Annotated in this window: 30 protein-coding genes; 7 read left to right on the top strand and 23 right to left on the bottom strand. The window is 31.8% G+C overall.

Going from position 1 to position 25867, the window contains the following annotated elements; all coding sequences use genetic code 11:
- Window positions 1-9: 9 nt before the first annotated feature.
- From NSQ92_RS09190 to NSQ92_RS09300, 23 genes are all read right to left on the bottom strand, one after another.
- Window positions 10-993, bottom strand: a complete 984-nt coding sequence (locus NSQ92_RS09190; RefSeq protein ID WP_341152612.1) for a tyrosine-type recombinase/integrase — start codon at window positions 991-993, stop codon at window positions 10-12.
- An 18-nt stretch (window positions 994-1011) separates the two neighbouring features.
- Window positions 1012-1491: a hypothetical protein gene (locus NSQ92_RS09195; protein ID WP_341152613.1), complete on the bottom strand. Its 480-nt coding sequence runs from the start codon at window positions 1489-1491 to the stop codon at window positions 1012-1014.
- Between the two features lie 15 nt (window positions 1492-1506).
- Window positions 1507-1989 (bottom strand): hypothetical protein, encoded by a 483-nt coding sequence (locus NSQ92_RS09200; protein ID WP_341152614.1) that lies wholly within the window; start codon window positions 1987-1989, stop codon window positions 1507-1509.
- Between the two features lie 62 nt (window positions 1990-2051).
- A complete protein-coding gene (locus tag NSQ92_RS09205; RefSeq protein ID WP_341152615.1) occupies window positions 2052-2786 on the bottom strand; it encodes a hypothetical protein in 735 nt (244 codons plus the stop codon).
- Between the two features lie 40 nt (window positions 2787-2826).
- Complete coding sequence (locus NSQ92_RS09210) at window positions 2827-3543, bottom strand: hypothetical protein (RefSeq protein WP_341152616.1); 717 nt, start codon at window positions 3541-3543, stop codon at window positions 2827-2829.
- A complete protein-coding gene (locus NSQ92_RS09215) occupies window positions 3540-4043 on the bottom strand; it encodes a hypothetical protein (protein ID WP_341152617.1) in 504 nt (167 codons plus the stop codon). Before NSQ92_RS09215 ends, NSQ92_RS09210 begins: the two co-directional genes overlap by 4 nt.
- Complete coding sequence (locus NSQ92_RS09220; RefSeq protein ID WP_341152618.1) at window positions 4043-4714, bottom strand: hypothetical protein; 672 nt, start codon at window positions 4712-4714, stop codon at window positions 4043-4045. Before NSQ92_RS09220 ends, NSQ92_RS09215 begins: the two co-directional genes overlap by 1 nt.
- Window positions 4701-4949, bottom strand: a complete 249-nt coding sequence (locus tag NSQ92_RS09225; RefSeq protein WP_303984654.1) for a hypothetical protein — start codon at window positions 4947-4949, stop codon at window positions 4701-4703. The genes NSQ92_RS09220 and NSQ92_RS09225 overlap by 14 nt, the downstream gene beginning before the upstream one ends.
- Window positions 4946-5341, bottom strand: coding sequence for a hypothetical protein (locus tag NSQ92_RS09230; protein ID WP_341152619.1), 396 nt, complete (start codon window positions 5339-5341; stop codon window positions 4946-4948). Before NSQ92_RS09230 ends, NSQ92_RS09225 begins: the two co-directional genes overlap by 4 nt.
- A 13-nt stretch (window positions 5342-5354) precedes the next feature.
- Window positions 5355-5819, bottom strand: coding sequence for a hypothetical protein (locus NSQ92_RS09235; RefSeq protein WP_095328574.1), 465 nt, complete (start codon window positions 5817-5819; stop codon window positions 5355-5357).
- 75 nt (window positions 5820-5894) lie between these two features.
- Window positions 5895-6911, bottom strand: a complete 1017-nt coding sequence (locus NSQ92_RS09240; RefSeq protein ID WP_095328575.1) for a hypothetical protein — start codon at window positions 6909-6911, stop codon at window positions 5895-5897.
- 31 nt (window positions 6912-6942) lie between these two features.
- Window positions 6943-7479: a hypothetical protein gene (locus NSQ92_RS09245; protein ID WP_341152620.1), complete on the bottom strand. Its 537-nt coding sequence runs from the start codon at window positions 7477-7479 to the stop codon at window positions 6943-6945.
- A gap of 33 nt (window positions 7480-7512) precedes the next feature.
- Window positions 7513-8943, bottom strand: coding sequence for a hypothetical protein (locus NSQ92_RS09250; protein WP_341152621.1), 1431 nt, complete (start codon window positions 8941-8943; stop codon window positions 7513-7515).
- Window positions 8944-8974: 31 nt separating this feature from the next.
- The gene (locus tag NSQ92_RS09255) at window positions 8975-10480 is read right to left on the bottom strand and encodes a hypothetical protein (protein WP_328020346.1); all 1506 of its coding nucleotides are present in this window, start codon (window positions 10478-10480) and stop codon (window positions 8975-8977) included.
- A 58-nt stretch (window positions 10481-10538) separates the two neighbouring features.
- Window positions 10539-12314 carry a terminase large subunit domain-containing protein gene (locus NSQ92_RS09260; RefSeq protein ID WP_341152622.1) on the bottom strand — a complete coding sequence of 592 codons (1776 nt, stop codon included), beginning with the start codon at window positions 12312-12314 and terminating at the stop codon, window positions 10539-10541.
- A complete protein-coding gene (locus NSQ92_RS09265; protein WP_341152623.1) occupies window positions 12307-13242 on the bottom strand; it encodes a hypothetical protein in 936 nt (311 codons plus the stop codon). The genes NSQ92_RS09260 and NSQ92_RS09265 overlap by 8 nt, the downstream gene beginning before the upstream one ends.
- A gap of 211 nt (window positions 13243-13453) precedes the next feature.
- On the bottom strand, window positions 13454-13714 hold the full coding sequence (locus NSQ92_RS09270; protein ID WP_341152624.1) for a hypothetical protein: 261 nt from the start codon (window positions 13712-13714) through the stop codon (window positions 13454-13456).
- 66 nt (window positions 13715-13780) lie between these two features.
- Entirely contained in the window at window positions 13781-15136 is a 1356-nt protein-coding gene (locus NSQ92_RS09275) for a hypothetical protein (protein WP_341152625.1), read from the bottom strand.
- A gap of 3 nt (window positions 15137-15139) precedes the next feature.
- Entirely contained in the window at window positions 15140-15346 is a 207-nt protein-coding gene (locus NSQ92_RS09280) for a YonK family protein (RefSeq protein ID WP_095328583.1), read from the bottom strand.
- Between the two features lie 136 nt (window positions 15347-15482).
- Window positions 15483-16133, bottom strand: coding sequence for a PhoH family protein (locus NSQ92_RS09285; protein ID WP_341152626.1), 651 nt, complete (start codon window positions 16131-16133; stop codon window positions 15483-15485).
- 297 nt (window positions 16134-16430) lie between these two features.
- The gene (locus tag NSQ92_RS09290) at window positions 16431-18941 is read right to left on the bottom strand and encodes a hypothetical protein (protein ID WP_341152627.1); all 2511 of its coding nucleotides are present in this window, start codon (window positions 18939-18941) and stop codon (window positions 16431-16433) included.
- A gap of 33 nt (window positions 18942-18974) precedes the next feature.
- The gene (locus NSQ92_RS09295; protein WP_341152628.1) at window positions 18975-19175 is read right to left on the bottom strand and encodes a hypothetical protein; all 201 of its coding nucleotides are present in this window, start codon (window positions 19173-19175) and stop codon (window positions 18975-18977) included.
- Window positions 19176-19309: 134 nt separating this feature from the next.
- On the bottom strand, window positions 19310-19528 hold the full coding sequence (locus NSQ92_RS09300; RefSeq protein WP_341152629.1) for a helix-turn-helix transcriptional regulator: 219 nt from the start codon (window positions 19526-19528) through the stop codon (window positions 19310-19312).
- 232 nt (window positions 19529-19760) lie between these two features.
- Here NSQ92_RS09300 and NSQ92_RS09305 point away from each other — a divergent pair, with 232 nt between their 5' ends.
- From NSQ92_RS09305 to NSQ92_RS09335, 7 genes are all read left to right on the top strand, one after another.
- Window positions 19761-20084, top strand: a complete 324-nt coding sequence (locus tag NSQ92_RS09305) for a hypothetical protein (protein ID WP_341152630.1) — start codon at window positions 19761-19763, stop codon at window positions 20082-20084.
- A gap of 3 nt (window positions 20085-20087) precedes the next feature.
- Entirely contained in the window at window positions 20088-21209 is a 1122-nt protein-coding gene (locus tag NSQ92_RS09310; protein ID WP_341152631.1) for a cell division protein FtsZ, read from the top strand.
- A 55-nt stretch (window positions 21210-21264) separates the two neighbouring features.
- Complete coding sequence (locus NSQ92_RS09315; protein WP_303984636.1) at window positions 21265-21453, top strand: hypothetical protein; 189 nt, start codon at window positions 21265-21267, stop codon at window positions 21451-21453.
- A 353-nt stretch (window positions 21454-21806) separates the two neighbouring features.
- The gene (locus NSQ92_RS09320) at window positions 21807-22271 is read left to right on the top strand and encodes a hypothetical protein (RefSeq protein WP_341152632.1); all 465 of its coding nucleotides are present in this window, start codon (window positions 21807-21809) and stop codon (window positions 22269-22271) included.
- The gene (locus NSQ92_RS09325; RefSeq protein WP_303984635.1) at window positions 22271-22420 is read left to right on the top strand and encodes a hypothetical protein; all 150 of its coding nucleotides are present in this window, start codon (window positions 22271-22273) and stop codon (window positions 22418-22420) included. Before NSQ92_RS09320 ends, NSQ92_RS09325 begins: the two co-directional genes overlap by 1 nt.
- Complete coding sequence (locus NSQ92_RS09330) at window positions 22417-24804, top strand: hypothetical protein (RefSeq protein ID WP_341152633.1); 2388 nt, start codon at window positions 22417-22419, stop codon at window positions 24802-24804. The genes NSQ92_RS09325 and NSQ92_RS09330 overlap by 4 nt, the downstream gene beginning before the upstream one ends.
- Window positions 24805-24864: 60 nt before the next feature.
- A complete protein-coding gene (locus NSQ92_RS09335; protein ID WP_341152634.1) occupies window positions 24865-25749 on the top strand; it encodes an AbaSI family restriction endonuclease in 885 nt (294 codons plus the stop codon).
- Window positions 25750-25867 lie beyond the last annotated feature (118 nt).

Here is a 25867-nt window from a genome sequence, read left to right on the forward strand (position 1 = left end):
TTATTTTTATTAAAATGCATCATCAATATCATCGTCATCATCACGAATAACATATATTTGTGTAGTTTCAGATGATTTATGTCCTAAAACCTTTTGTGCAGTTTTGATATCTTTACCATCTATCGCTACAATGTGAGTGGCACGAGTCGAGCGCAGTTGGTGAGGGTGAACTCTCCTTCCAACAATTTCACTGAATATTTCATGGCACCAATAGTTAAATGCAGTAGGGGAGAGGGGATCAACTTTCCCATCTTTAGTTTTCTTCACGAATACCAAATCACAATCATCTTCACCACGGACTTCTAACCATTTTTTAACTGCCTCCATAGCAGCGTCACCCATAACAAGCTTTCTAACGTTTCCTTCACGTCCCTTACCTTTACAACGGATAGGATTCGTCATATAGTAATCTTTGAAATTTCCATCTTTATCTTTAACTTTGTCATAAGTAACTACTTCTTTAAGAAGTTGTGCTGTTTCACTTCTACGACATCCTGACTCATAGCTAAACATCACATATGCGACCATTTGCCATTCTTCACGTTCTTTTAAAGTATCGACTAATAAATCTAATTCTTCTTTAGTTAGTGGTTGTTTTTCATTCCTAAGAGCACGGGGTGGGTTAGGAATCTTTTTATTGTATATATTACGGAATAAGGGATAATCTTCATTATAATATAATTCAATAAATCCACATAAACTAGAAACAGATGAACGTTTAAATTTAACGGCGTTGGAAGATAAGTCTCTACTCATAAGGAAGTTTTGATAACGTAAAGCATCTCTAGGTTTGAGGTTAGTAATTGATTTATTTTCACAATTGTCCTTTACCCATCTAAAGAAAATTTTTAAAGATGATTGGTATTGTCTAAGTGTCTGAGGGGACAAATGTTGTTGTTCAAGAAATTCATTTGTAATTCTTTTATTAAAAGGATGACAAGCTTCCCACTCTTCTTCAGTAACTTCTTTAATTTTTTCTACACGTTTACCCAATTTCTCACCTCCTATAAATTATTCAATATCTAATCCACGAGCTTTAAGCGCTTGTTTCATTGTTTTCGTATGTAAATCTCTACTTAAAATTTCTTTCTCTGTTTCCTGCGTGAATGGGCGAGGGGAGGTATATTGATCAGCGGTACCATCACGGTTAGATGTATATTCATATCCCGTACCATATTCAATGCCTTCACTTATCTCATAACCATTTGCACCTTTAGTTATGTTCTCAACAGATAATTCAATACCGTCTCCAACACGCTTAACATTGACTTTCATATTATCTCTAGATCTCAATCCACCATTGTCACGTCTACGTTTGTAAACCCATGGCTCACCATCTTCTGTTCCTGGTTTATAAGCATCATATACTGTTTTATCAATAGCTTTCTGTTCCTCATCTTTGACCATTTCAGCCATAACGGTTTCCATTACTGGTCTAAAGTGTTTCTTTTCAACATGTTTTAATAGCTTTGCTAAACTATCAAACTCCATTTATATCAACTCGCTTTATTGAACGATTGTATCTTCCTTTGTTATATCTGCTACTTGTTCTAGTGCCTCGTCTAAGTCAATACCTTCATTTTTTAGAACAGCGGTGAGGTTATTTTGAAAATTAACTACTGTCTCTTGAAAACCTTGAATACTTTCTAATGGAAATGCTTTAACAATTTCTCCATAGCAATCGTACTTGATTAGCTCATGAAAACATTGGATTTTCTTCTTTAAATCTTTCGGGATTCCTAAATCTGCAAATTTGTAAACTACGTTGTACAAAACCCAATCGCTATAATTGATTTGTTCGAGTTTAATACCTAAATTTTTGGCTTCAGTTTGATTATTAATCAGTTCTTTGATTAACTCAATTTGATCTGGTTGTGAAAAATGGGGGTAAATAAATAAGTGAGAACCGTCTGATAATTCAACACGTTTCTTTTGAGAGTATTTTTTGTTGCTTTCCTTAATTCCGGATAGGGTAAGTTTTTTTGACATTTTTAATTTCCTCCTTTTAATCCTAAAAAAGAGGACTCCGAAGAATCCTCAATGTAATTTAATTAAACTCTATCTACTTCGTAAATTCGTCCAATTTCAGTGCTGTTTGCAGGTGTTAAAGCATCGAATGTAACTTCTGGAGCAATAGCAGTGCCATTTTCAAATGATAATTCAAAGTCACCTGAAGGAACAGCATGGTCTAACTGAATGTAAATATCTTTTACTACTTTATTCGTAGATGGATCATATCCGATAGTATGATATTGTACTTCATATGCCTCAGCAAATTTTTCACCATCTAATGTTAAAACCTTCCCTTCAACTTCAGATGAATAAGCAACTGTTACCAGCTCACCAGCAACAGCGTGACCGGTAGGGATAGTGACCTTATTTGTAGCGATAGTAGCAGTAGCGGTTTCACCTGCAGTATTTCTCACATACGCAGTAGTGCCAGCTGGGGTTCCAGTAATTGTAACTTCTAAGACTCCTGTATTATCTACAACTTTAAGACCTTTTTCATCTTTTAATATTGTTCCAGTTCCTTCTTCATTAATTGCAACACCTTGAGTCATTGATAAGATTTCCATGTCATAGAAAGCGTTTCGGATAGTTGATGTAACTTCTTTTTGACCTCTCATGATGGCTAATGGCTTGTTGCCTAATCCACCAAATATCTTTTCATTTATTCCTAATGATTGAGAGATACTGGCTAACTGACCTTCTGCAGACATAAATAAATGCCCATCAGATTTTCTTTTGATAATAATATCTGCTGAATCGCTTATTAATAGTTTCATTTATTTTCCTCCTCAAAATATAAAAAAGAGAGTAGAATTTCTACTCTCTAAATGCACTACCTGTAGATTTATTGAATTGTTCTTGTGTTACAAAATGATTTTCTTCCTCAAATAAATCAATATGAGTACTCCAACTTTCTATTTTCATCTTTTCAGATGATACAGTTGCAAATAGAGTAGAAGTGTCATAGTTTTGGAATACTGCTATTCTCTGAAACGTCATATGTAATTTATATATAGACCAATTATTAATTTGTTCATAATCAATGCCTGTCCCTACAACAACACTTGAAACCATGTCAGCAAAAGTTAGCTGTGAAGACTCTTGCGCTTTCACTCGTTTAGACCTTTCAATAGCTCTTTGAATCTCTGGATTGGGATTAATGATTTCTTCTTTAATACATTGCATATTTAACACTAAATTACGATAGTATTCAAAGTTGTCAGGGGTAATTTTACTCAACACTGATTCATCATTAAACACCTTGGTAAATACATTCACATACGCTTCTCGTAATTCAGCAATGCCCAGAACAATATCAAAGAAGTCCATTTCACTAAGTTTAATTATGAAATCATTTAATTCACCCTTCTTATTACTGACTGAATAATCATGGATTACTTTATTTTTGTTCATTGATATAATTTGCAAATCCAAAATAAAATCAGGATAATCCTTAACCTTTATGAAATTACACAATCCAATTTCAGTTTCGATAGGTAATCCTAAAATATAGAACTCTTGAAAGTTTTTCATGATTTCTTAGTCATGAAAGTAAATACACTTTCGTATCCTACATAATTTCTAGGAGCACTTCTAGGTGAACCTTCTAAATAACGCATAGAACTAGCGCCGGCAATATGATTATCAACTATTAATTCATTTAGTCGGTCATTAATTCTACTGGTTCTAAAGTCACCATTCTCATAATCAAGATGAACAAACAAGTCAATAACTAATTCTTGTGAAGCTATGTAGTAACTGTCGCTTCTAGGACTTCTACGTCCAGGATAGATATATAGCCTACATATCTTTTTATTTTCTAAGTCATCAGCTTTCATTGACTTCATAATATGTTCATTTTGTATTGTAGAGATTTTTTCAGGATCTTTATCTAAAATATTAGTCAAGGAAGGGGAGAGTGGATCATCTATTCCAGTACCTAAATCCTCTGGTGGTAAAGTAAGTAGTCTAAGTAATTTTTCATCGTTACGAATATACTTATAAATTCCAAGGAAATCATCGTATGAACCCATTATGAAATCACCTCACTTGGAACTATATCTGCAGTAACAGTCATTAATCCAACCTCATTAATCACCTTAGTTTTATCTACGTTAGCAATTTTGTATGTATTGTCATACATCATAAACTCAGCATTATCTTTAACATTGGAAATTGGTTGATATTTCATTGTAATAACAATTCGACCATCAGGAAGATTTAGCTGACTATTTTTCTCTCTATCTTTTATACTAGATTCCACAATACAGGGTACTAAGAATTCTTCTCCACCAACCCATTGATAAACAGGATCTCCAAACTTATCTCGAATGACATTTCCTTGATCATCCCGCATTAAAACTTTCGTTTTATCAGTAATGGCGGGGAAGAAGGAGTTACAAATCTTCATATCTGCTTTTCGATAAATTTTGTTATCCTCTGGAATTGTCACAACTAACCAATCTTGCTTATTGATGTTTAATATGTTCCCACGTTCTATATCTGCAATATGCCCGATAACTCTTTTAGTTTCACTATCAGAATCGTATTTTTGATAAATCAATACTCTAATAGGAGTAGGATAGCTATCTACAAATGCTTCATAAGATTCAAAACCATTAAGAGAATGTTCTAATAAGGTCATTCCGTCTCGATGTATTTTATCATTGCTATTTATGTTGTGATAATTACTATAATCCTTCATCTTCATCACCACAAATGACTAGCTGACTTATCTTGGAAACATCAGCGCTAACAGTAAGGATAATATCTCTCAATTCAACCAAATCCGGCTCATCTAATAATCTTTTACCTAGATAATTCTCCAACTTATATAAGATTGAATTATTTCTCTTACTAATTCTTGAACAATAAGCATACAACGATTCAATCTCAATAGTTCCGTCATTTTTAATTATTTTTACTTTAAGGTTGCTCATAAGAAATCAACCTCCGTATTCATGATTAAACGGTCAATAGTTTTATCTTGGAGTTCAATAGATGTTTTAAGAGAGTTAAGTTGAGTGCTGAAGTTTTTTAAGCCTACATCTTTCGAGAAAGGCTGCCAAAGATTCTCAAAGTATGTCTTTTGGTTAATTAAAAATATATAACGAATATAGTTTGCTAAAATCAAAAGGTGATCTTGTGTTATTTCTTTATTTAGCGTTTCTTTAACATCATCGCAAATTAGGTCTGTTCTCAGTCTGTTATTCATATACATGACTGCATTTCTGATAGATTCATAAATTGCTTTATTCGTTTGAGGTAAATCTAAATCGGATACTTTACAATTATTTAGAAAGGTAGTCCAAATTTCATCATAAGAAGTCATTTATCATCACTCCTTATTCGAATAGAAGAGAAGGGTCAATATTCATCCAATTAGCTAAGAAATCAATTTTACCTTTAGTTAAATCATCTTTTAGTGTAGCAGCAACTTCTAGAACAAATTGTTTTTCTGAATCAACGGTAATTTTGTTTAAAGATGCTTTCATTTTATTGATATTGCCTTCTAATAATTTTTTAATTTCTTCATGAGAGTGAGTGTTATTTTCATATGTTTCAATCTCTGCGATACCATCTTTTAGTTCCGTTGTAGTTTCATTCTGATCCATAATTACCAATTCGCCTTTGTCAAAACAAATAGTACTCATAGTTAACCATTCAACTACCTCACGAGGTACTTCTTTTACATCAGGTTTACCATTTTTACTACCATTCCATGTATACTGACGATTTGATCCATCCCCATCATATCTAACAAAATAAGATGTGTTTCTATATCTACCTAATTTAACTTTATCTGTCATATAAAATATCCTCCTTATTATCCTAAGAAAGGAGTAAGTTTTTTCTTACCCCTTGTAATTTATTTTTATAAAAAATTATAAAGTAACTGCAGATTGCTCTTCAATAATCCCGATAGCCTCACCAAATAATAGGTTAACTGCAACATCTTGAGTAATTTTCATCATAACTCTTTCATCTTCAATATCTGTAGCAGTTTGTTGACGTAATCCACCATACTCAACGATAGAGAATGGTTTTTGTTCTACTCCACCGGCAAACATGTAACCTTTATTTACTGGAAGCTCAACTTTAGAGTTAGTAGCATCAGTGAATGGGTTTACCAAGTTGACCGCAGTAGTACGAGCGATAGTTGCTGGATTTAATGCTGTTAATAATTCATCTTTAATACCATCAGTTAAAAGGTTTTTCAAAGTAGAATCTGTAGCTTGTTGCATAGCAAAATAGTCAATCAATAAAGCATCTGCAACAAATACAGGACGACCACCATAACGTTGAAGTACAGAAGCCACTTTATTGTATTGTGCAATTGTCAAGTTAGCACCTGTTACAACGTTTTTACCTGGGATCTTACCACTTGTAATAGCTGTAGCAGTAAGTTCATTGATCTTATCAAGGAATAAACGTACTTTTGCATTAGCAACGTCATTGATTAATTTGCGGAAATATTCTTCTGATTCCTTAACTAAATCAAGTGGCTCATAATAGAAACCAGTAGATAGGTGAACAGGAACTGCTACGATAGACTTTTTACCTTCTACACGTACTAAATCTACACCAGAACCAACAGCAGACCAAACTACCTTAGCTTTGTTCTTTTGTGGAATCTTTAATTCTACTAAATCACCGCGATTACGATTTTCCACTTTAGCAAATAAAGAAAGAAGGTTAGTCACCATAGGTTTTGCAATTTCATCTGCCATTTCTACAACTAAAGTGTTAAATTGATGCAATGCAGAAGGATCTGGAGTTTGTGAACCATCACCGAATACTTTAGTAATATAAGCTTTAATATCAGTTGAATCCTTTTCTTCCATTTTGTTATTGTATACACGGCTAAACAAGCCTTTTAATTTTGAGTTATCAAGTGTCATTATTAAATCTCCTTATAAGTTATTTTTAAAATTAGGCTTCAATTACTTCAAGACGCACAGTTGCAGCACCTAAAGTGTATTCCATGTCATCTTCACTATTTACTACTAAGAACTTAGCAGAAGATCCTGCGTAATCTTCATGAGCTGATCCAACTTCAGAAATAATAAATTTCTTAGTAGCAGGATCAAAGTGAGCAACCTGTCCTTTAGCAACCGCAGAAACGCCAGTATTTAATGTGAATGCAGATGTTTCAAATCGAGTATAACCTGGTTCGAAAATTATGATTCTCGCACGTTCTCCAACCCCGTTATAGAAATCAACCATTGCTTCACCTAAATATCTCACTTCAGGAGTAGCAATTAAGTATGCCTTCTTATCAATAGCTGATAATTGTTTCGCAGTACGTTCTCCATCAGCATTGAAACCAAGTTCAACAAGTGTGAAGTTATCAATATCTGCTCCTTCAACTAAAGCACCATGAGCTAGTGTTTTGATTTTCATAGAATTTAAGTTACCAACAGTATGAGTGCCTACCTCAGTTAAGGCTTTTAAAATACGACTTGCCATTGTTTTATTCCTCCAATTTGTAATTTAATTGTTTTATTTTGAATATCTACTATCAAAGTCATCACTAGCAGGAATGAGGTTTTCTCTCTTACTAGAAACTTCTCTGATAATACTTTCCTCTGGTTTAGCTTGTTCAAATACTACTAAATCTACTAAAATACTGTTTAACTGTAAGATTGCTTGTTTACCATCTTCATTTTCGTAGATAGATTTATTTAATAGTTCTTGAACTTCATCTGAAGCAAATGTATCACTTGCTTTCAATGCTTCAAATTTCTTAGAGTAGAATTCTTTCTTCTCATTAAGTTTTTCCTCATTTTGTTTCGCTTCAAATTGAGTCTTGAAAGGTTCTAATTCAGAAACTTTAGTAGTTAGTTCAACAACCTTTTCAGAAGCACTATTGAATTTGTTTTCAATATCATTTTTCGTTTCTGTTAAACTATTAACTTGTGTTTGTAACTCAGTAATAGTCTGATCTTTCTCGTTGAGTTGAGATTGAACGGATTCAGGAACAATCTCTTCCCAGTTCCGAGTTAGAAATACTTCCACTTTTGAATCAAAATCAATTTCAACATCATTTTCTGATTTTGTATAGTTTAACTTAAAGTGTTTATCATACGAATTTTCTTCAGACCAACTATATAAATTCACAATAAAGTAAGTTTCGTATACATCTGAAATCCACGAATCTTCATTTTCGCCAAGTGTGGCATCCAATTTAGCATATAATTTTGATCGTATATCACTATGCGATAATTCAAACACTTTCTTAAATTTTTCCACTTTATTAACCTCCTTGTCGTTCAATTGTTTATCAATATTTTCTTGATTAACTGCTTGAGCAACTAATTTTGTTATCTTAGAAACGTCATAAGCAGGGTAGACTTTTTGATGATTACCACGTTCTTCAGAGTTCAAAATACAGTGTCCTTCATACACATATGAAAGGATTTCTTCAACTCCATCTTTAAACAAGTAACTATCATATAGAATCTCCATACTTGAAACTACATCAATTCCACTATCGTTCCATTCTTTTAGTAAACCAATGACATTAGGGAATCTAGAAGCCCATAATATTCCTTTACCAATTACAACTTCTTTTTCTTGACCATTTTCATCAAGAATAGTCGATATGTAACCATCTTCGGTAAAAACTCCGATAGGCACTGTATCCAATCCTAATATGGTATCACCAGATTTTCTGTCTTGATCCAAATAAAGTTCATGAGAACCAAGTGCATCATCATCTGCCCCCACCTCTGAAACAGGATGGTACTTACAAACAATAGGCATATCTTTTAAAGTATGTAATGTCTTTAAGGCAGTCTCTTTTGAGATTATTGAATTATTATGACTAACTTCAAAATCATGTAAAATAAATTCGACTTCTTTTTTAGTCGGATTATCAGTGTCCTGTATTGAATTTAATTTAATATCAAATAATGCTCTCTTTTTTTTCAATATCTCACCTCCTTAAAGAGAGTTAAAATAACTAAATAGGGGAGTTGTTCCCATCTATAGTTTTAGATTGAATGGTGTTTTCATTTGTCGGATCATCAACAGAAGGAGCACCACCGTTACTATCGGACATTGTATATGTCGATTGATAAGGTTTAATTTTAGTTTGTAACTTTAGATCCTCAGTTTCATATAAAGTTTGTTCTAGATAAGATTCCCAAGATACTCCTGCCAAATTGTCAACAACATGCTTAATAGACCAACCTTTGTCATTAAGTTTGATTAACACATCCAATTTTTCTTTTAGTGTCAACGGAGTTTCTTTATCGTAAACAATATAATAGTTATCTGATTGATTGGTAGGAAGGACTAAGTTAAATAACTTTTGATAAACTTCTTGTTCGATGTCTTCCAACAATACACCTAGACGCTTATAGATTGTATCTAAATTTAATTTCGCAGTAGAATAATTCCCACTGTTTCCATTTAAAATTGCACCTGAAATTCCATAGCCAGATTGTATGTCATTGTTGATATGCTCAAACTTATCACCATCTAGTCCATCAGTCTTTACATCAGGAAATTCTAGTGAAGCGAAATCAGGGATAGTAACAACAGTAACTCCATTAGAATTATTTTTTTCTAGTGCAGCTTTTACGCCACTATGTACTTTTTGTTTAACTGCTTTAGGTAATTTTAAGTTTGCGTAGTCTTGTAATTTTTCATTAGTTCCAATATGACCAACTGTAAGTACAGCTACTGCATTGATAATTTTATTGGCTATAGATCTTTCAACATCTTTTAATTTCTTTTTGTGAAGTACATCGTACAATCCAGGAGTTACCCATGAAGTGCCTAACCCTTGATTCCTTTTAAGAGTTCCAGTTCTAAGTACGAATGTTCTATCCTGCGGTAATTCGATGTATCGTTTATTCATGGTGTCATCTAGATAGTCTTCATACTGTTTATTAGTGATATAGGGACTTAAATTTGATAATTGCGTTTGTCTATGGAATTCTGTCATAGTAGAAAACCAACTCATATCAACTACACAAACCCACTCACCGTTTTTTCGTGAAGAAGGGAAGATGTATTTCAAATCATCAAATATGTATGGATATGGTTTATTTTTATCACCTAACCATATTCCAACTAAAGATCCACTAACTGTAGTTTGTTTCATTAAATCTCGTGTTAATCTTTTGTGTTTCACTTTATGTAGAATCTTATTCAATGTTGAGATATGCCTATCATTTGTTTTTGACTTATCAAATGAATCAATTTTATAATTTAATGTTGGAAGTGATTCAATTAACTCATACATTTGATGTACTTCTGCAGTAGATATGTAGAAGTATTGAGCTAAATCTTCAATTTCCTTTTGAAACTTATCTGGACTAGAAAAGTATTTTTTAATAGTTTCAGCTTCAACTTCATTTACGATATCGTTTGAAAATAAATTGCTAACAAACCCATTAACATAAGTAGCAACATAATCTTGATAATCGTTTACCATGCGTTGATACTCTTCTGATTCCATATCTATTTTTACTGTTTCAGTCACTTAACCACCCCCCCAATCTTTAATTTATTTTTATTTAGAAGTAAACTAGGTCATCATCAATGTCTATTTCTTCGTGCTTATTCAATTTTCTCTCAAGTAGAGTAGCAACATAGTTACCGTATGAAACAGAGGAGTATCTATCCTTACGCTTAGAATTGGGCTCTTTTAATTTAACTTGACCGTTACTATCATTGAATTCTGCTTCCAAGTTGATCATTTCATTAATTAAGAGAGTGATTTGGGAATAAGAAGATACAAATTTTGCTTTGACTTCTTCAGGAAGTGCTTCAAAACCTTTTAATTTTTTCAAGGATTCTTTTCCTTCCATTTCATTTACAGGCATTCTAATTTTTCCACGCTTCAAACTATCACGCATAACGAATGCAATCTCGGAGTTTAATGAAGCATTACCTTTGATACTATAAATAACCTTTTCAGCATGTGAGTATGTACATCTGTCAGCCATATCGTCGTTGTTAATACAATTTAATGGTTCATATTCTTTATTTCTATCTTTATCATATAGAGGAAGTATCAACTGGTCAAAGACACTTAATCCAATATTCTGTGTATCTAGCACAATATAATCACAATCATAATCTTCATATAGCTGTCTAATTCGCATAGCCTGATGTACAGTGTTTTCACCATTTAGACTTTCCATATAAACCACTTGACGTTCATAGCCAGTTTTTATCGGAATTAATCTAAAGATAGTGTATACAGATGAGTCATTTTCTTTACCAGCCATACCTGCGATATCACATGTGACTAATCGAATTTCATTTGGTTTCTTATTCTCATATTTAAAAGAAGTATCTCTAATAAGATCATACATATCTCTAGGGTAAAGAGGGGAGGCTAGTATTCTATTTTTCTCTAAGTCTTCAAATTTAAAGAAGGCTTTCTCTGATTCACCGAACCATAAAGCTTCCATCTCCATACTCCAACCAACTGAATCAAAGTCATCTTCAGACATTTCATCTTTAACTTGTTCTTCGTCCAGTAATCCTTCTTTGATAGCAAGTTGATAGGGAAGACCGCATACGAAATATTTAGCGCCATTCGTCATAGCTTTGTAATAAGTTAAAAATCTATTGTACGACCAATGAACTTTGTACCAGCAGGAACTTAAATAAATTTCTTTGTTTCTTTCTTTTAAGTGAGCGTATTCATCTTTTTCTAAATATTTAGGGGATCTAGGAGCTGTTAAAAACTTTCTAAGAACCTTGCTTATAATAGTTAAATCAACCATTCTGAACTCATCAACTATAAGTAGATTCGCTCTTTTACTTCTAGCTCCATCATTTGAGGCAACAATCTTAATCCAACTTCCATTATGAAACTCAACACGAGCATCATTAGTAGAAGTTCTTAAATCACTGATTTCCCTAGCTAAGTTAGGAGAGGTTTTCCTCAAATCATCTATTTTTTCTATAACTTCTCTAGCCTGACCTTTTGTACCGGAGGCAATAATTATCTTAGTTTGGGGGAATAGAATTGCCCTCACGCAACAAAATATACTAGTTAAAAATGTTTTTCCTTGCCCCCGACTTGCTAGATACATAAAGTAGTGATTATGCATCATCATGTAAATCAGGATACATTGAAACATTTTTAATGTGATACCTAAATATTCTTTGACAAATCTATGGGGATTACTTCTATAGAAAGAAGCCCAAATACCTATTCCATCCATTAATCTTTCTGACTTAGATTTCTTTTTGTTGAAGTTTCTGTCTTTATTAAATATATTAATTCCACGAGTAGCCTTATTTCTAGTTACTTTATAATTTTCATGACTAGCCATTGTCTATTTCCTCGTCATCAATAACAGGCTCTTCAACAGTAAGTTTATCAATTTCATCCCAGTATTCTTCTTCATATTCATTCTTAATTCCTAACATTCTAGATAAATGACCTAAGAAGAACACTCTAATATATTTACTTACTTTATCTACGTCTTTCCATTTTTCATCAGGTTCAGGAATAGGCTTTTCGTTTTCATATTTCTTAATGAGAGTTCCGAATGTTTCTTGTTCGACAGCATTAGCGCCTGTTTCTTGCACAGGTTTTAGATTACTTGAGCCAAGTAAATCCTGTAATGTTTTTAATTGCTGGTCAACTTTTTCACCAAGAGCTCTCCGATTATTAATGTCTAATTGTTGCTTACATATTTCTTTAATGAGGTTTTCCATACCTTTAGAATCACATTCATATCTATTTACCCAATCTTCATATTCAGTTTGTAGCCAAATATAAGCTTCGAGATCAAATCCTTTTCCCCAGAAAGAAACTAGATATTTCATGTCTTCTTTACTTAGATTCTGAATTTCCTCATCTTCAATTTCGAGAAGCATATTAGATTTACTCGTGTTCTCACTTGTATCCGGTTTATTAAAACCATCAAACTCAGAATCTTGCCAACGTTTATCAATATTTTGAACCATGCCCAAGTTTTTCATATATATTTTAAATACATTTTTATTTCCTTTTGCAGCTTCATCAATAGAAGAAGTTAACAAATCTTGGATGAACGGTCTATCGATCATCTGTAACATATCTAACATTTTGTTATAGTCATATCCATTATCTTCTGTTGTAACATAATCCCAAATACACTCTTTGCATAGAGAAGATCTACCAGTATGTTTGTTTATATATGAACGAGATGTATAAAAATCTTCTTGTGCTTTGGATTTCCCACAACATGTGCAAGTAATTTTCTTAGTAGCCATTCTTGTATCTCCTTTCTAAAGTAATCCAGTTAATCCATTTCAAGAGAGCGCTTAATGAGCAGTAAAAGGAGAGGGAGGTGTACGTACACCGAAAAAACTACCCACCAAATGTTCTCTGGGAATGGATTAAATTAAAAAGCCGAGAAGAAATTAATCTCCTCGACCTTGGGAATAAAGTATGTATAAGTCAAAATAAAACCTTGATTTTAAGCTACTCATCTATGTCTTCCTCGTCAAAATCATCTTCATGTTCTTTTATGTTCTCAAGCTCTTGTAAGGATTGAGCTGCTAAATCAATAAGAAATTGTTTTGATGTCCATCGATTAGCATCATCAAATAAATCAAATAGAATTTCTTCGATGGGTTCATTACGCTCGATACTGTAATGGATCATGTCTACATACCGATTAATAAGTTGCTCAGGTGTAATATCATTTGGTGGGATAATCATCACGTTAGGATAATCATTCATAAAAAATACCTCCTTAAAATAGGGAGGAAGCGGATGTGTAAACATCATACCTTATGTAATTTGTTTTTATTTAACTAATAACTCTTCACCAGTAACTGACGTATTAATCATTAATTCCATACCTTTATTTTTGTCCCAAACGAATGATTGAGCTTTCTTTATCGCACCCACATAACCACTTTCATAATGCCAATTATCGGAACCGCTTGGGGATGATAAATATCTAACGATTACTCCATTTTCTTCTTTTACTGCTTGCTCACTATGGAAATGTCCTGCATGAATCTCAGCGAATAAAGTTTCTCCCCAATCTTTTCTAGCTTCAATAGGCATAATTTTACCTAATCGTTTCTTTTCTGCATGACCATGACTAAACCCAATTAAACATTTGCCGAAACGTCTGTATTTCCTAGAAAGTGGGTCATTGTCGATTAATACATTGTCTTCATTTCTAAACCAAGCATCTAATACTTCTGACATAGTATAACTCGTTAATCTATCATGGTTAGCCCCAACTTGAATGGTTTCTACCGGAGCAATTTGTCTTAACAAATCAATCGCTTGTATAAGCATTCTTTTTCCTTGCTTATACATATTGGAAAATCTTGTACTAACGTCTTGTGGCGTTCCACCAGTTGTAGTTTTAGTTAATCCATCGATATTAAAGAAATCATGTGACCAAATAAAATATATTTTTTCAAACTTCATATGTTGTGTTTTATTAATTACATCGTCTAGTATGTAGAAGAATGCTTTTTCAGCTAAATTGTGATCGTATTCGTCATCTATATGACCTAACTTATTTAGGTGCAAATCAGAAATATTCACTTCTAGCAACTTACCATTCTCTTTGTATTTTATAGATTGAAGAGAAGGTGGGGAGTAATTCTTCATTAAATCATTTACAATTTCTTTAACGTCCTCAACATCAAATTCATTTTTCTTAGGTTTCACTGTTATCTTGCTGCTAAATAGGGTTAAAGTTCCGTCTTCTTTATTATGTTGATTCCATATGCTTGATTTAGCATTTACAACTTCCCAAACTTTAGGATCATAACCATGTGATTTTAGAAGAAAGTCAGAATTTTTACTATCCTCTACAGACATTTTAATTAATTTATCACTTTTCTGAGATCCATCTTTTAAAATTTCAACCTCAGAACGATAGTTATTAATAATTTCTTTCTCAGCAGAAGTATCTTCTTCTAGATTTTTAGTTTCCTTGTATGTATTCCATCTTAAATATTGAGCATAATCTTTACGCCATTTACTCTCATCGCAATTTTTACCAGTAGCAGCATTCATTAGTTCGGCAATTTTATACTTATCAATTCCATAAAATTCTTTATTAGAATACAAACGCACTAAATATGCGTCTTCATTTTCATTGTTTTGTCGTTTTAAAATAGGGGAGTTTATCATCTATTAGACCTCCTCAACGACAGGGGCTTCATCTTCATATGAAACAGTAATAGAAACTTTTCTGCCATCAAATTGCTTCAGCATTTCCTTTAAATCATAGGTGAATTCTCCACCATCTTTTTCATCAATATTAACTACAGTAAAATCTTCAAAATTTAGAATACCAACTCTATTACTTGTCTTAGTGTCTAGATTTTTCTTTTTTGCCATTTGTAATTCTCCTCCTTTTATATCCTTAAAACAAAGTATCCCCTAGTCATTTGAATAGGGGAGAAGTTACACTGTTTGCGGGTACAGTATTAAACCTTTGTAGGTGATAGACTATAAGTAAATCACGAGTGAATATTTATATTAGTTCATCCGCATCATTAGCGAGTCTTCCACGGAAATTCCATGAAAGTTCACAAACATGAGCGTATTCTTTTTTCTTAAAATGTTCTATGTATGCAGCAAAACCACTATCTCTAGGATCTTTTAAATCAATTTGACCAGTGTGACCAATCATAATAACTTTACATGAATCATGAATTCTAGTTAGGATTTTTCGCAATTCTGACTTAGTGAAATTTTGACATTCATCTATTATAACTGTCATATCCTTAATGTTTGTTCCTCTAGCAAAAACGTGAGATTGAGCTTTTACCCAACAATTACCGTTCTTTACATTATCTAAATTTTCCTCAGAGTGAATTACTCTAGAAGGATCTTCATTAATTTCTAGTAATGCGTCTTTAAGTGGAACAGTATACTTAGATTCTTTTTCTTCAACTGTACCAGGAGTATACCCTAATTTATCTTCCTCAACAGGAGAGAAGATGTACAGTAAGGGCTTATCAATAATTTTTGCACATCCAACTGCCAAAGTAGTCTTACCTGTTCCACTCCGAGCATTTACAATAGTTAATTGCTTATCAAAGATTGAATCAACATATTCTTTTTGTTCGCTTGTTAACTTTGTAGCAAATCCATAAAGCATAGTATCTTTTGGCATTGGCATATGTATTACCCCTTATTTAGTATTTTAATTTCTAAGGCAGGATAGGAGGGAGGTGAGGGGATGTCATTTACCTTTCCTTAATGTAATTTATTTATATTTGAAAATATAAAATGATAGTTTTATGGGAAAGAGAAAAATTGCCCTTTTGCTTGTACTTTAGCGTTTTTCCTCCTTTAAAGAGGATTATCTCCAAATCGCCAAAACACTTGGTATATCAATAATAAGTCGAGTTTATGTAATTTATTTATATTTATTAATGCTTGCAAACCTTAGAGCCACAAGGGATACAACGTTTTTCTAAACTTGGACACTTCTTACCTTCCTTTTATTGACCCTCCATATCTCTCTTTCTTTTTCCTTCCAGCATTTTTCACAATACTTAGTTCTATTTGATTTAATGATTATACGCTTACCACAAGATTCACATTGGGTTGTATTTTTTAAATTTATTTCTAAGTTCTTAAAAAGTACATCTCCAAAAGATTCCCAAAGTGTAGTCTTATTCTTACTGTTTTTTTCGGAATAAAGATATTTAACTAATACATCAGTCACATAATCTATATCATTATTTATCATTAAAATCTCGTCTCTGATAACTTTATAGATATATAGTTTATCATTACTGTTTATTCCGCTTTCAATCTTATGTCTCCATTTCTTATTACTGTTGAGTGAATTATATTTTTCAATAATATCTTCATCCATTTCTACTTTTTTATTCTTCATTAACAACTTATAATTGAATTTTCCTGCAACCTTTTTAAAGAGTATTCTTTTCTTTGGTATTATGTATTCAAGCTTATTTACTACACTGTCATTTATAGGCTCAACATTCTTTATATCTTTATCTTTTGCATGAACAAAGAAGTAGGGGACTTTATTCTTTATATATGATGATATTTGTTCTTTTACATTATCAGGTCTAGCAGGCATAAAAAGCGTTTTAGCAAAATCGATGGTGAAATTATTTTCCATACATAACCATTTTATAACGTCAAGATTAATATTATTTGAATTCCATATCTTAGTAATGTTATTGCTTATTTCCCCGATATTAGCTTTATATGCCATTATCAAACTTCTATGTATGTTTTCATTAGTAATTAATTCGGCTTCTGCTTTTGCCATTTCATAATATAGTGGCACAATTCCTTGCATGTTTCTTTCAGCTACTTTTACCAAGGTCTCATCTTGTATTACTAATGCCTTGTCTCCATCATTATCAAATTGTAACATTTTACTTATTGGATCTTTTACACTTGTATAGATTCCTTTAGTTATAAACCATTTACTTTTTTCATCGTCTTTCAAATTAATCTTAATTCCATGTTCTCTATATAGGTGAGGGGAGCGAAGGATATCTAATTTTCCTTCTTCATATAGAGAACAATATACTTCATTTTCGGAGAGCAAGCCGTTTGGTGACGCTATGTCAAGAAACAGTTTTTCACAAAAAGCATACAAGTCAGGGCACAGAAATGTATATTTGCCTTTAGTGTTCAATTTAGCAGCCTTTGCATCCTTAACTAGACTTTTCTTTTTATCTTTAATAACTTTTTTTGAATGAACATCATTCAAGAGTTCAGGATAAATTAGTAGTGCGTTCTGGAAGTGGTTCTTCTTTTTATTATCTTTAGTAGCTCCCAAAACCCTTAGCATAGTTTCTTTATCTTCACCTATTGTTAATATATCCTTACATGTTGACCTAGCTATATCTGTTAATTCTTCAACTGTAATATCTGTTAATGTTTGGAGCATTTGGTAATTCAAATTAGCATCTACACCAACATCTTCTTCATTTAATTTAGCTGCGTGACACTTATACTTTTTAAATGATTCTTTGTATTCTTCCCAGCTATTGTAATACTTCCACATCTTAAATTGTGACTTTGTAAATATTACTTCAATTCTATCTTTCTTTATATCCCATTCCTTACCGTAAATATCTGTGACTTTATATGCATCGAATATCTTTGCGAATTTATCAAAAGGGAAGGGGACTAATAATCCTTTACACCATGGTAAACGAACCATAAAAGACTTTTTGCTCTTTCTAGGCAATATCATTCCACAACCATCAGTATGTTCTATTGGAATGTCCATAACTTTTCTTTCAATACTATATGTATTTCGATCAATGTAATCTACTAAACTATGTACATCGGTTTCAAGATCGTTAACTACGATAGATCTATCGATATTAAAGTTATCCCACTCATCTGTAGCAGAATTTGATAGCGCTAAATATGCTTGGTATTTGTTTATATTAACTCCACCAAAAGAATTGATTTTTTCTATTGATAATCCACATAATAAGGAATCTTTATGTTTTTCCCATAATTCCTCTCTAATAAATACAGATTTTTTAGTTCTAATCTGTCCGGCACTTGAGGTTAAATATATGTATTTTTGATCATTATGTATAAAACCATTCTTTATTAAATCTTCTAAAATCTGAAAATAGTATGTCTGAACAACCATAATATCTTCAGATAAAGTATTTTGTTTCATACTTAAAGTTCTTGTTAATACTGAATCAAAGATAGATATAACTTTATTATCTTTTAAAACTTCATTCCTTAATTTACGTATAGTACAGTTTTTATTTATTTCAGAAAGTAAACTTTCTTTTAATAGTTTTATTTCTTCCGATATTTCTTTTATTGATTGAATATCTTGTTGCTTTTTATAATCATTTCTTAATCCATAGAGGTTTAATAATTTTGCATGAATTTGATTTTCTGAATCATTATAGAAAGCAGACGTATCAACACTATAAATATAAACCTGCCTATCTAATTTAATCAATAAATTACCTCTCCTTTAATAATTTATTTATATTTAGAAACCATTGTATACATTCATTTCTCTAATAATTTCGTTTATTAATTTTCTATGTTTCTTAGAATCTATGTATTCACCTTGCCATTTAAATTCTTGATAAAGAAGTTCCATTTCGTATGAAGCAGACCCATTAGAAAGTAATTCTTCAACATAACTTATCACCTCACTTAAAGTATGTCGTTTCATCTTGCTGACCATTCATTCCACCTCCTAAATATATAATTTAATTATATTTAAAGTTAAAATTTAAATATTCCGTGTCTTTATTTTACATTATAAATAGAATTATTGTCAATTTATTTATATTTAAAGACGGGTGAGGGATGGTTCGTTTAGTCTTCTATGTATTCGAATATTTCTTCTATAGTACAATCTAATTTTTTTGCTAATTTAAATGCAACTTCTAATGAAGGAACTGCTTTCCCGTTTACCCAAGAACTAAATGTTTGTGGAGTAACGTTTAATTCCTCACTTAATTTGTTTTGTTTTATTCCTGTTTCTGCTATTTTAACTCTTAATTTTGATTTGATCACTACAAAATCACCTAACAATTCTACCTATCCCTCCTTTTAATAATAACTTGTATGATGTAAGTATAGCAAACTATTCCAATGAAGTACAAGTAATATTTTAATAAGTTATTATAATTCATTAAAAAATTAATGTATTTCTTTAACTTTTCTCTTGCGTACTGCTTGTTTTTAAGTTTATACTCTAAATCAGATAGACGAATATCATAGAAAATATTCAACTATTTCTAGCGATAGTCAAAAATATTTAAAGATGAAGGAGGTAGTCATCATAATTACCGATACTTATTTTTACGAAATAGTAGACAGTCTAACAGTTAAGGATTTTTTTTTGCTCAGTTATTTAACAGAGAACAATGCAACTGAGAAATTTAAATCAATCAAAAGAAGAAGAGTTGCAGAAGACATGTTAAACAGTGATGCAAGGATCACAGAAGCGACACTAAGAAAATGTCTTTATCGTTTAGAACCAATGAAATTTATTGAAATAGTAAGAGAAGAAAAGGAATATAAGATGTTCGTTACACCAAGAGGAATTGAAGCTTTACAAATCAAATTAGAAAATGAGGGGGAATAATATATGTATTTTGGATTCATAGGTCTTGGGCAAGCAGGAGGCAATATTGCGGATTTGGCAGCTAAACATTTTTACACTAGTGTAGCCATAAATTACTCAGAAACTGATTTAAAATCAATTACTAATATACCTGAAGATATGATTCACTCTTTATTAGGTAGCGAAGGAGTAGGTAAAGATAGAGAATTAGCTAAACAACTAATGAGAGATAACTGGGAATCAACTGTAAACTTCGTTAAAAAGCATTTATCCAAACCATCAATTGAAGTTATTTTAGTCCCATTCGGTACAGGTGGGGGAAGTGGTTCAGGAATGAGCTCATTATTATTAGAAATACTATCTAATGAGATGCCTGATAAGACATTTGTAGCTTGTCCGATTTTACCTGCCAACAATGAAACACTCAATAACAAACTAAATTCGTTAGAGGCTCTTAGTGAATTATCCGATTTAGACTTTTGCGTTATTCCAATTGACAACAATACAGTCCTAACCAATAGTAACACTTTTATCTCTAAAAATATCATTTATAAGAAAACTAACGAGGAATTCATTTCAATGATTAATAAGCTGCTAGAATACACAAATAAAAGCAGTGAAAATGGAGTGATTGATAGAAAAGATTTGCGACAAATATTCTCGGTGAAAGGAGTGTTAGTCATAGGTGTAGCAAAAGTGATGGATGTTTCAGGGACAGCATTAACAACTGATCATTTTGCTAAGAAAATACAAGAATCATGGATTAACAGTATATTCGCTCCTATTGAATACGATCAAGTAATTAGAGCGGGAGTTATTTTCAATGGAGATGACTACTTAATGGAACTTATGGATTATGATGAAATATTTAATGTTTTTAAAAATAAGCGTCCGTATGATCTTTTTGAAGGAAACTATAAAGAGAAAAGAGGAGAAGTAATTTCAATCCTTAGCGGTCTACCTTGGATTAATTCAAGAATGCAAGAATTAGATACATTAGCAGATGAAGAAGAGAATACTCTTAATGAAATCAAAGTTGTTGAGTATAAACCAAAAGCTAGAAAGAAAAGTGTAATTCCAGTAAGAAGTAGTAGCGTCAAGGCAAAAAGTAATCCTACTGATGTTTTTAATAAGTATCTTCGTTGATATCTATTTATTTCTAGCAATATTTGAAAATATCCGCCACAGCAGGAGTGATAATATGAAAATTTATCAGCATAAATGTAAATCGTGTAATCGAGAATATAAAGGTGTAAACAAATTTCCAAGTATCTGCACGGAATGTAAAAGAATAATTATCGAGTGGTATTCTACTATTGATTTACTAATAAAAGAAGGAATGACACCTGAGACTGTTTTAGAAAAATTAAAACTATCCCCTCCTAAATAAGAGGGAGGGGTAATTATTACTCAATTTATAAAAACAGTCATATTTTCCAACATGCAAATCATATAATTTTCCCGAAGGATAAAACCTTTTGACGTAGGGAAAATTTTAGATAGCTTGTTTAGAACGGTAATAATCCAATTGTAATCAACGTTAAACCAACCCCAATTAAAGTCGCAGTTATCATCTTAGATTCCACCTTTCCATCTTGTCTTGTTTTTAATATCTCCTAAATATAATTAAATTATTCTTTGAAGTGGGTGAAATGATGATTCCTTTTTTCGGTATGCTTTTTACAACTATTGTTTACTGGGCTTTCGGTTTTAAACATGTAAAAAGAATGGAGGAAAAGAAAAATGATCATAAGGATTAATGGTGAAGAAATCAACGAACAGATACATCGTGAAATTATAGATATATCCGAATACTTACCAAAGACTAAAAGAGAAGCAAAGAAGATGAAAAAGTTAGCAACGTGGTTATGGGGAATTTCGGGAGTGATGATGTCTCAAAGTAGAGTATTTGCTTCTACTACAGGTGGAATGAACATTTGGAATAGTATGCAACCCTTATGGGATGTTTTCAAGGATATTAGCATGGTTTGTGGGACGTTGGCACTCTTTATCGGAGTAATTACTTTTTTGTTTAAACGTAACGCAGGTAAACAAGTCATATTGACTTCAGTCATTGTTATTGCAGGATGTTTCTTAATTCCTTCAGCAGTTATGTTATTTGCAATAATAGGTAATATGCTGAATGATGTTTTAACAGAAGCTTTCCAGAATATGAATTTCAAAGATAGTGTAAAGGTGGGAGGATAATGCTAAAGAAAATAGTCTTTACTATTATTGGATTTATATTCGGTTATTTAATCGGATTTCCATATGGGATTTATTACACTGTGGAAGCAAATGATAATTACTTTTTACTTAAAGCGATCTCTGTTATTAAGGCTGTGATTGGCTTATGAAAATTATTATGTTGGGGCATCTAAATGATCCGTTAATAAAAAAGAAAGTAATTAAGAATACATTTCCTATTAAGGTGGAATTTACAGTTATTCCTAATGTTGAACAAGTGATAGAAACACCTGAAGAAGTGCAGCAAAAAGAATTCAAAATACCTGAAATAAAATTCAACTTCCAAATTAAACAACCAGAATTAGTAACTTATCAAATAAAACCAACTCCATCCACAAAAAATGATAAAGTGCATCTTCTATTAGATTATCTTTCCGACTCTTTTCAAGAATTAGCGCATATGACCAACCAATTCAAGATGGATAGTGATGGAATTACACTTCCTGTTCAAAATAAGTTATTCTTTGAAACAAAAATAACTAATAAAGAATATTCCAACTATGTTACTTTCCCAAAAAATATTGAAGAAGAAACACTTCAGACAATGAATTTTACATGGCATAAAGCAGCCAAGGTAAATGTTAGTAACCCAATACCTAACGTAACTAACCATACTGTATGTTTCGATTTAAAACTTAAATATACCCCTGGGTTATCACTATCAGTTGATCAGCGTTTAAAGGAAAAGCCTATAAGAGAACTAATGGAACAATCACAATCCATTCGAAGTGGTGAAGATGTTTTTATACAATTTGGCATTCAGCCTGCAGAGTTTGATTGGTGGAGAGAAGTTAAGAAAAGAAATTCTTCTCTTCCTAAACGTAAAAGTGTTTCTGAATCAAGCAATTCTAAATTAGGAAATCCAGCGTTTGATTGTTGTTTGAGAGTAATAGTAAATGGCGAGAGTATTAGAAGGTCAGAAATGATTTCGAGAGGGATTATATTAGCTTTAAAACAACTTAATGGAGATAATGAACTAGTTGAAATACAAATTAAAAACAAAAAACTATATAAATGGTATAAAAAATATGTTGAAAGAAGAAAAATCAAGACTTATTTCTTTAACTTTAATAAGCGCTTCTTGTTAACCAGAAAAGAAATTAAACACTTTATTAAATTACCTGAAAGAAATATACAAAAAGATTTTCAGTTAGGTATTGATGAAAGACAAGAATTGTCTGTGAATAAAATGTTAACTAAAAAGGACGGTATTTTAATTGGTCATACGGAAGACAAAGGCAAACAAGTTGAGATAAGGTTACCAAGTGATAACTTAGATGCATTGTGTAATACAAATATTCTAACCGGCTCTCCCCGTATGGGAAAAGATACTGCTGCTATTAATATGATAGTTGAATTTGCTAACACAATAAATGCTGGAGCTATTATACCAGATGTAATTGATGAAAAAGGAAATGGTCGTGGAATGTGTGATTCTTTATTAGAATCCTTACCTAGTGACAGGATAATCGACATTAATCTAGGTGACTATAATAACCCTGTGTATTTTGGATTAGAGGATGTAGCAAATTTAATTGGAATTAATGGGATGAATGTGATAGCAGACAATTTCACTAAAGTATTAGGATTAGAAGATACTACAACATCTCAAGAAATTTGTTCTTTAATAGCCAAGGTATGTAAATGTAATCTATACGATATGTATTGTTGTCTAAAGTCTAAACAATTTGCTAACAGCATGTATGAAATCGTAAAGGAGGAAGACGAATTATTAGCTTTAGAATATTACCATGATTTCTTAAATGCTAAAAATGATAAGGCGATTTCTACCGTCAAAACCAGACTTAAAATGGTTCTTGGTAATCCTCATTTTAAACATATGATTGCACAAGAACCAAACAAGAATATGGATATTGAAAAATGGATTAGAGAAAGAAAGATAGTTCTTCTAAGAATGAAAAAAGTAAATATAGGAGACATAGGTGTTCAAATACTAATGTACTTACTAACGATGAAAGTGTTTTGGATAAAGAAAATCATTCAAACTGATGATCCAACATTAATCGTATTTAATGAACCACATCAGTTTATGTCAGACGGGTTCCAAGAGTTAGCTGAGTCTATGATGGCGGAATGTCCAAAATATAGACTATGCATCAATTGGCTTTTTCATAATCCTAACCAGCTACCTGATAAGCTTTGGAATATTATGAGATCTAGCAGCTGTAATAATTTCATATTTAAAAACACTAATTGGAAAATATATAACGACTTAAAAGAGCAGCTCCTACCTATAGAAGTAGAAACAGCTATGAAAACCAATCGATATGAATGTATATTTATGCCTTTTATTAACGGAATGCAATTAGATCCATTTTTTGTGAAAATGCTACCTCCACCAATAAAAAGGGGAATAAGATACTCAAATTGTCATTTAACTGAAGAACATACAAAAATATATGGTACTCCTGTTGAGAAAGTTAGAAAACGTATTATGGAAATTGAATTAGCGATGTACAGTGAAAGTGCTTAACGTTTTTTGTCGCAAAAATAAGGTATAATTTTCATATAATATATTAAAAGGGGAAAGCAAATGAACAAAAATAAAAGAGACTATTTAATACGCACTTTTTCTCGAACCAAGCGAAAAGATTATGAGAACTATATTCTTAATCGAATTTGGACTAAGTTAGATAGACTTGATATAAAACCAGTAACTCAACAGTATGTTAAAAGAGCAGATGGTAAGTACGCACTGATTGATTTATTCTTTCCTCAAATAAACTTAGGGATAGAAGTGGATGAGGCATATCACTTAGGAAATGTTCTTAATGATGAAGTAAGGACTTATGAAATTGGTAAGCTATTTCAAGCTGTAAAAGAGAAAGAGATCATTATTGAAAGAATAGATGCGAGTCAGGAAGTCGATGGTATTCATAACAGAGTAGATGAACTTGTTAGATTAATAAATGATTTAGCCTCAAGAAATAACATTACAACTTGGGAAGAAATTGAAGACTATACTAATACAGCTAAAAGTAACGGAGTTATAAGTATTAAGGATAATTTTACGTTCGATAGAACAGTGGATATAATAAGTTGTTTTGGAAGAGAATACAATGGCTTCCGACAAGGATCATTAAATTTAAACAATGAGTATTCGTTATGGTTTCCGCATTTATCATACGATTTGGGGGATGGTAAATTTTCCGATAGAAACGGATGGATGAATCTTATAAACTCAGATTGGACTGAAATTACTGAAAAACACGTTGATGAAAACAATGAATTGAACATGAAGTTTTATATAAGAAATAGAATCACATTCATGAAGATAAAAGATCCAGTTTTCAAAACAAATAAGTATCAATTTGTCGGTATTTTTAAACCAACAGTCAATGGGAATTATGCTATATATAAGCGAATTTCCGATGAAGTTGATTTAAAACCGTATCTTAATCCAAAACAGCAGGTATAGTCTTATCTGCTGTTTTCTTTATGTATATAATCAATCCTAAACCATCTAACAAGCTTTCTATAAGGTATAAATACGTATGTGCTTATATACCCCTTAAATTAATTGAATATAATAAGGG

Source organism: Niallia sp. FSL M8-0099, from assembly GCF_038006945.1.
In the GTDB taxonomy this organism is placed as follows: Bacteria; Bacillota; Bacilli; order Bacillales; family Cytobacillaceae; genus Niallia; species Niallia circulans.

Bases quoted from the DNA above. Each gene is read 5' to 3' on its own strand.
- NSQ92_RS09335 (WP_341152634.1), top strand. From the start codon at position 24,865: ATGAACAAAAATAAAAGAGACTATTTAATACGCACTTTTTCTCGAACC.
- NSQ92_RS09270 (WP_341152624.1), bottom strand. From the start codon at position 13,714: ATGAATGATTATCCTAACGTGATGATTATCCCACCAAATGATATTACA.
- NSQ92_RS09295 (WP_341152628.1), bottom strand. From the start codon at position 19,175: ATGGTCAGCAAGATGAAACGACATACTTTAAGTGAGGTGATAAGTTAT.
- NSQ92_RS09210 (WP_341152616.1), bottom strand. From the start codon at position 3,543: ATGAAAAACTTTCAAGAGTTCTATATTTTAGGATTACCTATCGAAACT.
- NSQ92_RS09305 (WP_341152630.1), top strand. From the start codon at position 19,761: ATGAAGGAGGTAGTCATCATAATTACCGATACTTATTTTTACGAAATA.
- NSQ92_RS09215 (WP_341152617.1), bottom strand. From the start codon at position 4,043: ATGGGTTCATACGATGATTTCCTTGGAATTTATAAGTATATTCGTAAC.
- NSQ92_RS09225 (WP_303984654.1), bottom strand. From the start codon at position 4,949: ATGAGCAACCTTAAAGTAAAAATAATTAAAAATGACGGAACTATTGAG.
- NSQ92_RS09245 (WP_341152620.1), bottom strand. From the start codon at position 7,479: ATGGCAAGTCGTATTTTAAAAGCCTTAACTGAGGTAGGCACTCATACT.
- NSQ92_RS09255 (WP_328020346.1), bottom strand. From the start codon at position 10,480: ATGGAATCAGAAGAGTATCAACGCATGGTAAACGATTATCAAGATTAT.
- NSQ92_RS09200 (WP_341152614.1), bottom strand. From the start codon at position 1,989: ATGTCAAAAAAACTTACCCTATCCGGAATTAAGGAAAGCAACAAAAAA.
- NSQ92_RS09230 (WP_341152619.1), bottom strand. From the start codon at position 5,341: ATGACTTCTTATGATGAAATTTGGACTACCTTTCTAAATAATTGTAAA.
- NSQ92_RS09260 (WP_341152622.1), bottom strand. From the start codon at position 12,314: ATGGCTAGTCATGAAAATTATAAAGTAACTAGAAATAAGGCTACTCGT.
- NSQ92_RS09285 (WP_341152626.1), bottom strand. From the start codon at position 16,133: ATGCCAATGCCAAAAGATACTATGCTTTATGGATTTGCTACAAAGTTA.
- NSQ92_RS09195 (WP_341152613.1), bottom strand. From the start codon at position 1,491: ATGGAGTTTGATAGTTTAGCAAAGCTATTAAAACATGTTGAAAAGAAA.
- NSQ92_RS09320 (WP_341152632.1), top strand. From the start codon at position 21,807: ATGATCATAAGGATTAATGGTGAAGAAATCAACGAACAGATACATCGT.
- NSQ92_RS09310 (WP_341152631.1), top strand. From the start codon at position 20,088: ATGTATTTTGGATTCATAGGTCTTGGGCAAGCAGGAGGCAATATTGCG.
- NSQ92_RS09280 (WP_095328583.1), bottom strand. From the start codon at position 15,346: ATGGCAAAAAAGAAAAATCTAGACACTAAGACAAGTAATAGAGTTGGT.
- NSQ92_RS09240 (WP_095328575.1), bottom strand. From the start codon at position 6,911: ATGACACTTGATAACTCAAAATTAAAAGGCTTGTTTAGCCGTGTATAC.
- NSQ92_RS09220 (WP_341152618.1), bottom strand. From the start codon at position 4,714: ATGAAGGATTATAGTAATTATCACAACATAAATAGCAATGATAAAATA.
- NSQ92_RS09275 (WP_341152625.1), bottom strand. From the start codon at position 15,136: ATGATAAACTCCCCTATTTTAAAACGACAAAACAATGAAAATGAAGAC.
- NSQ92_RS09235 (WP_095328574.1), bottom strand. From the start codon at position 5,819: ATGACAGATAAAGTTAAATTAGGTAGATATAGAAACACATCTTATTTT.
- NSQ92_RS09315 (WP_303984636.1), top strand. From the start codon at position 21,265: ATGAAAATTTATCAGCATAAATGTAAATCGTGTAATCGAGAATATAAA.
- NSQ92_RS09330 (WP_341152633.1), top strand. From the start codon at position 22,417: ATGAAAATTATTATGTTGGGGCATCTAAATGATCCGTTAATAAAAAAG.
- NSQ92_RS09325 (WP_303984635.1), top strand. From the start codon at position 22,271: ATGCTAAAGAAAATAGTCTTTACTATTATTGGATTTATATTCGGTTAT.
- NSQ92_RS09265 (WP_341152623.1), bottom strand. From the start codon at position 13,242: ATGGCTACTAAGAAAATTACTTGCACATGTTGTGGGAAATCCAAAGCA.
- NSQ92_RS09205 (WP_341152615.1), bottom strand. From the start codon at position 2,786: ATGAAACTATTAATAAGCGATTCAGCAGATATTATTATCAAAAGAAAA.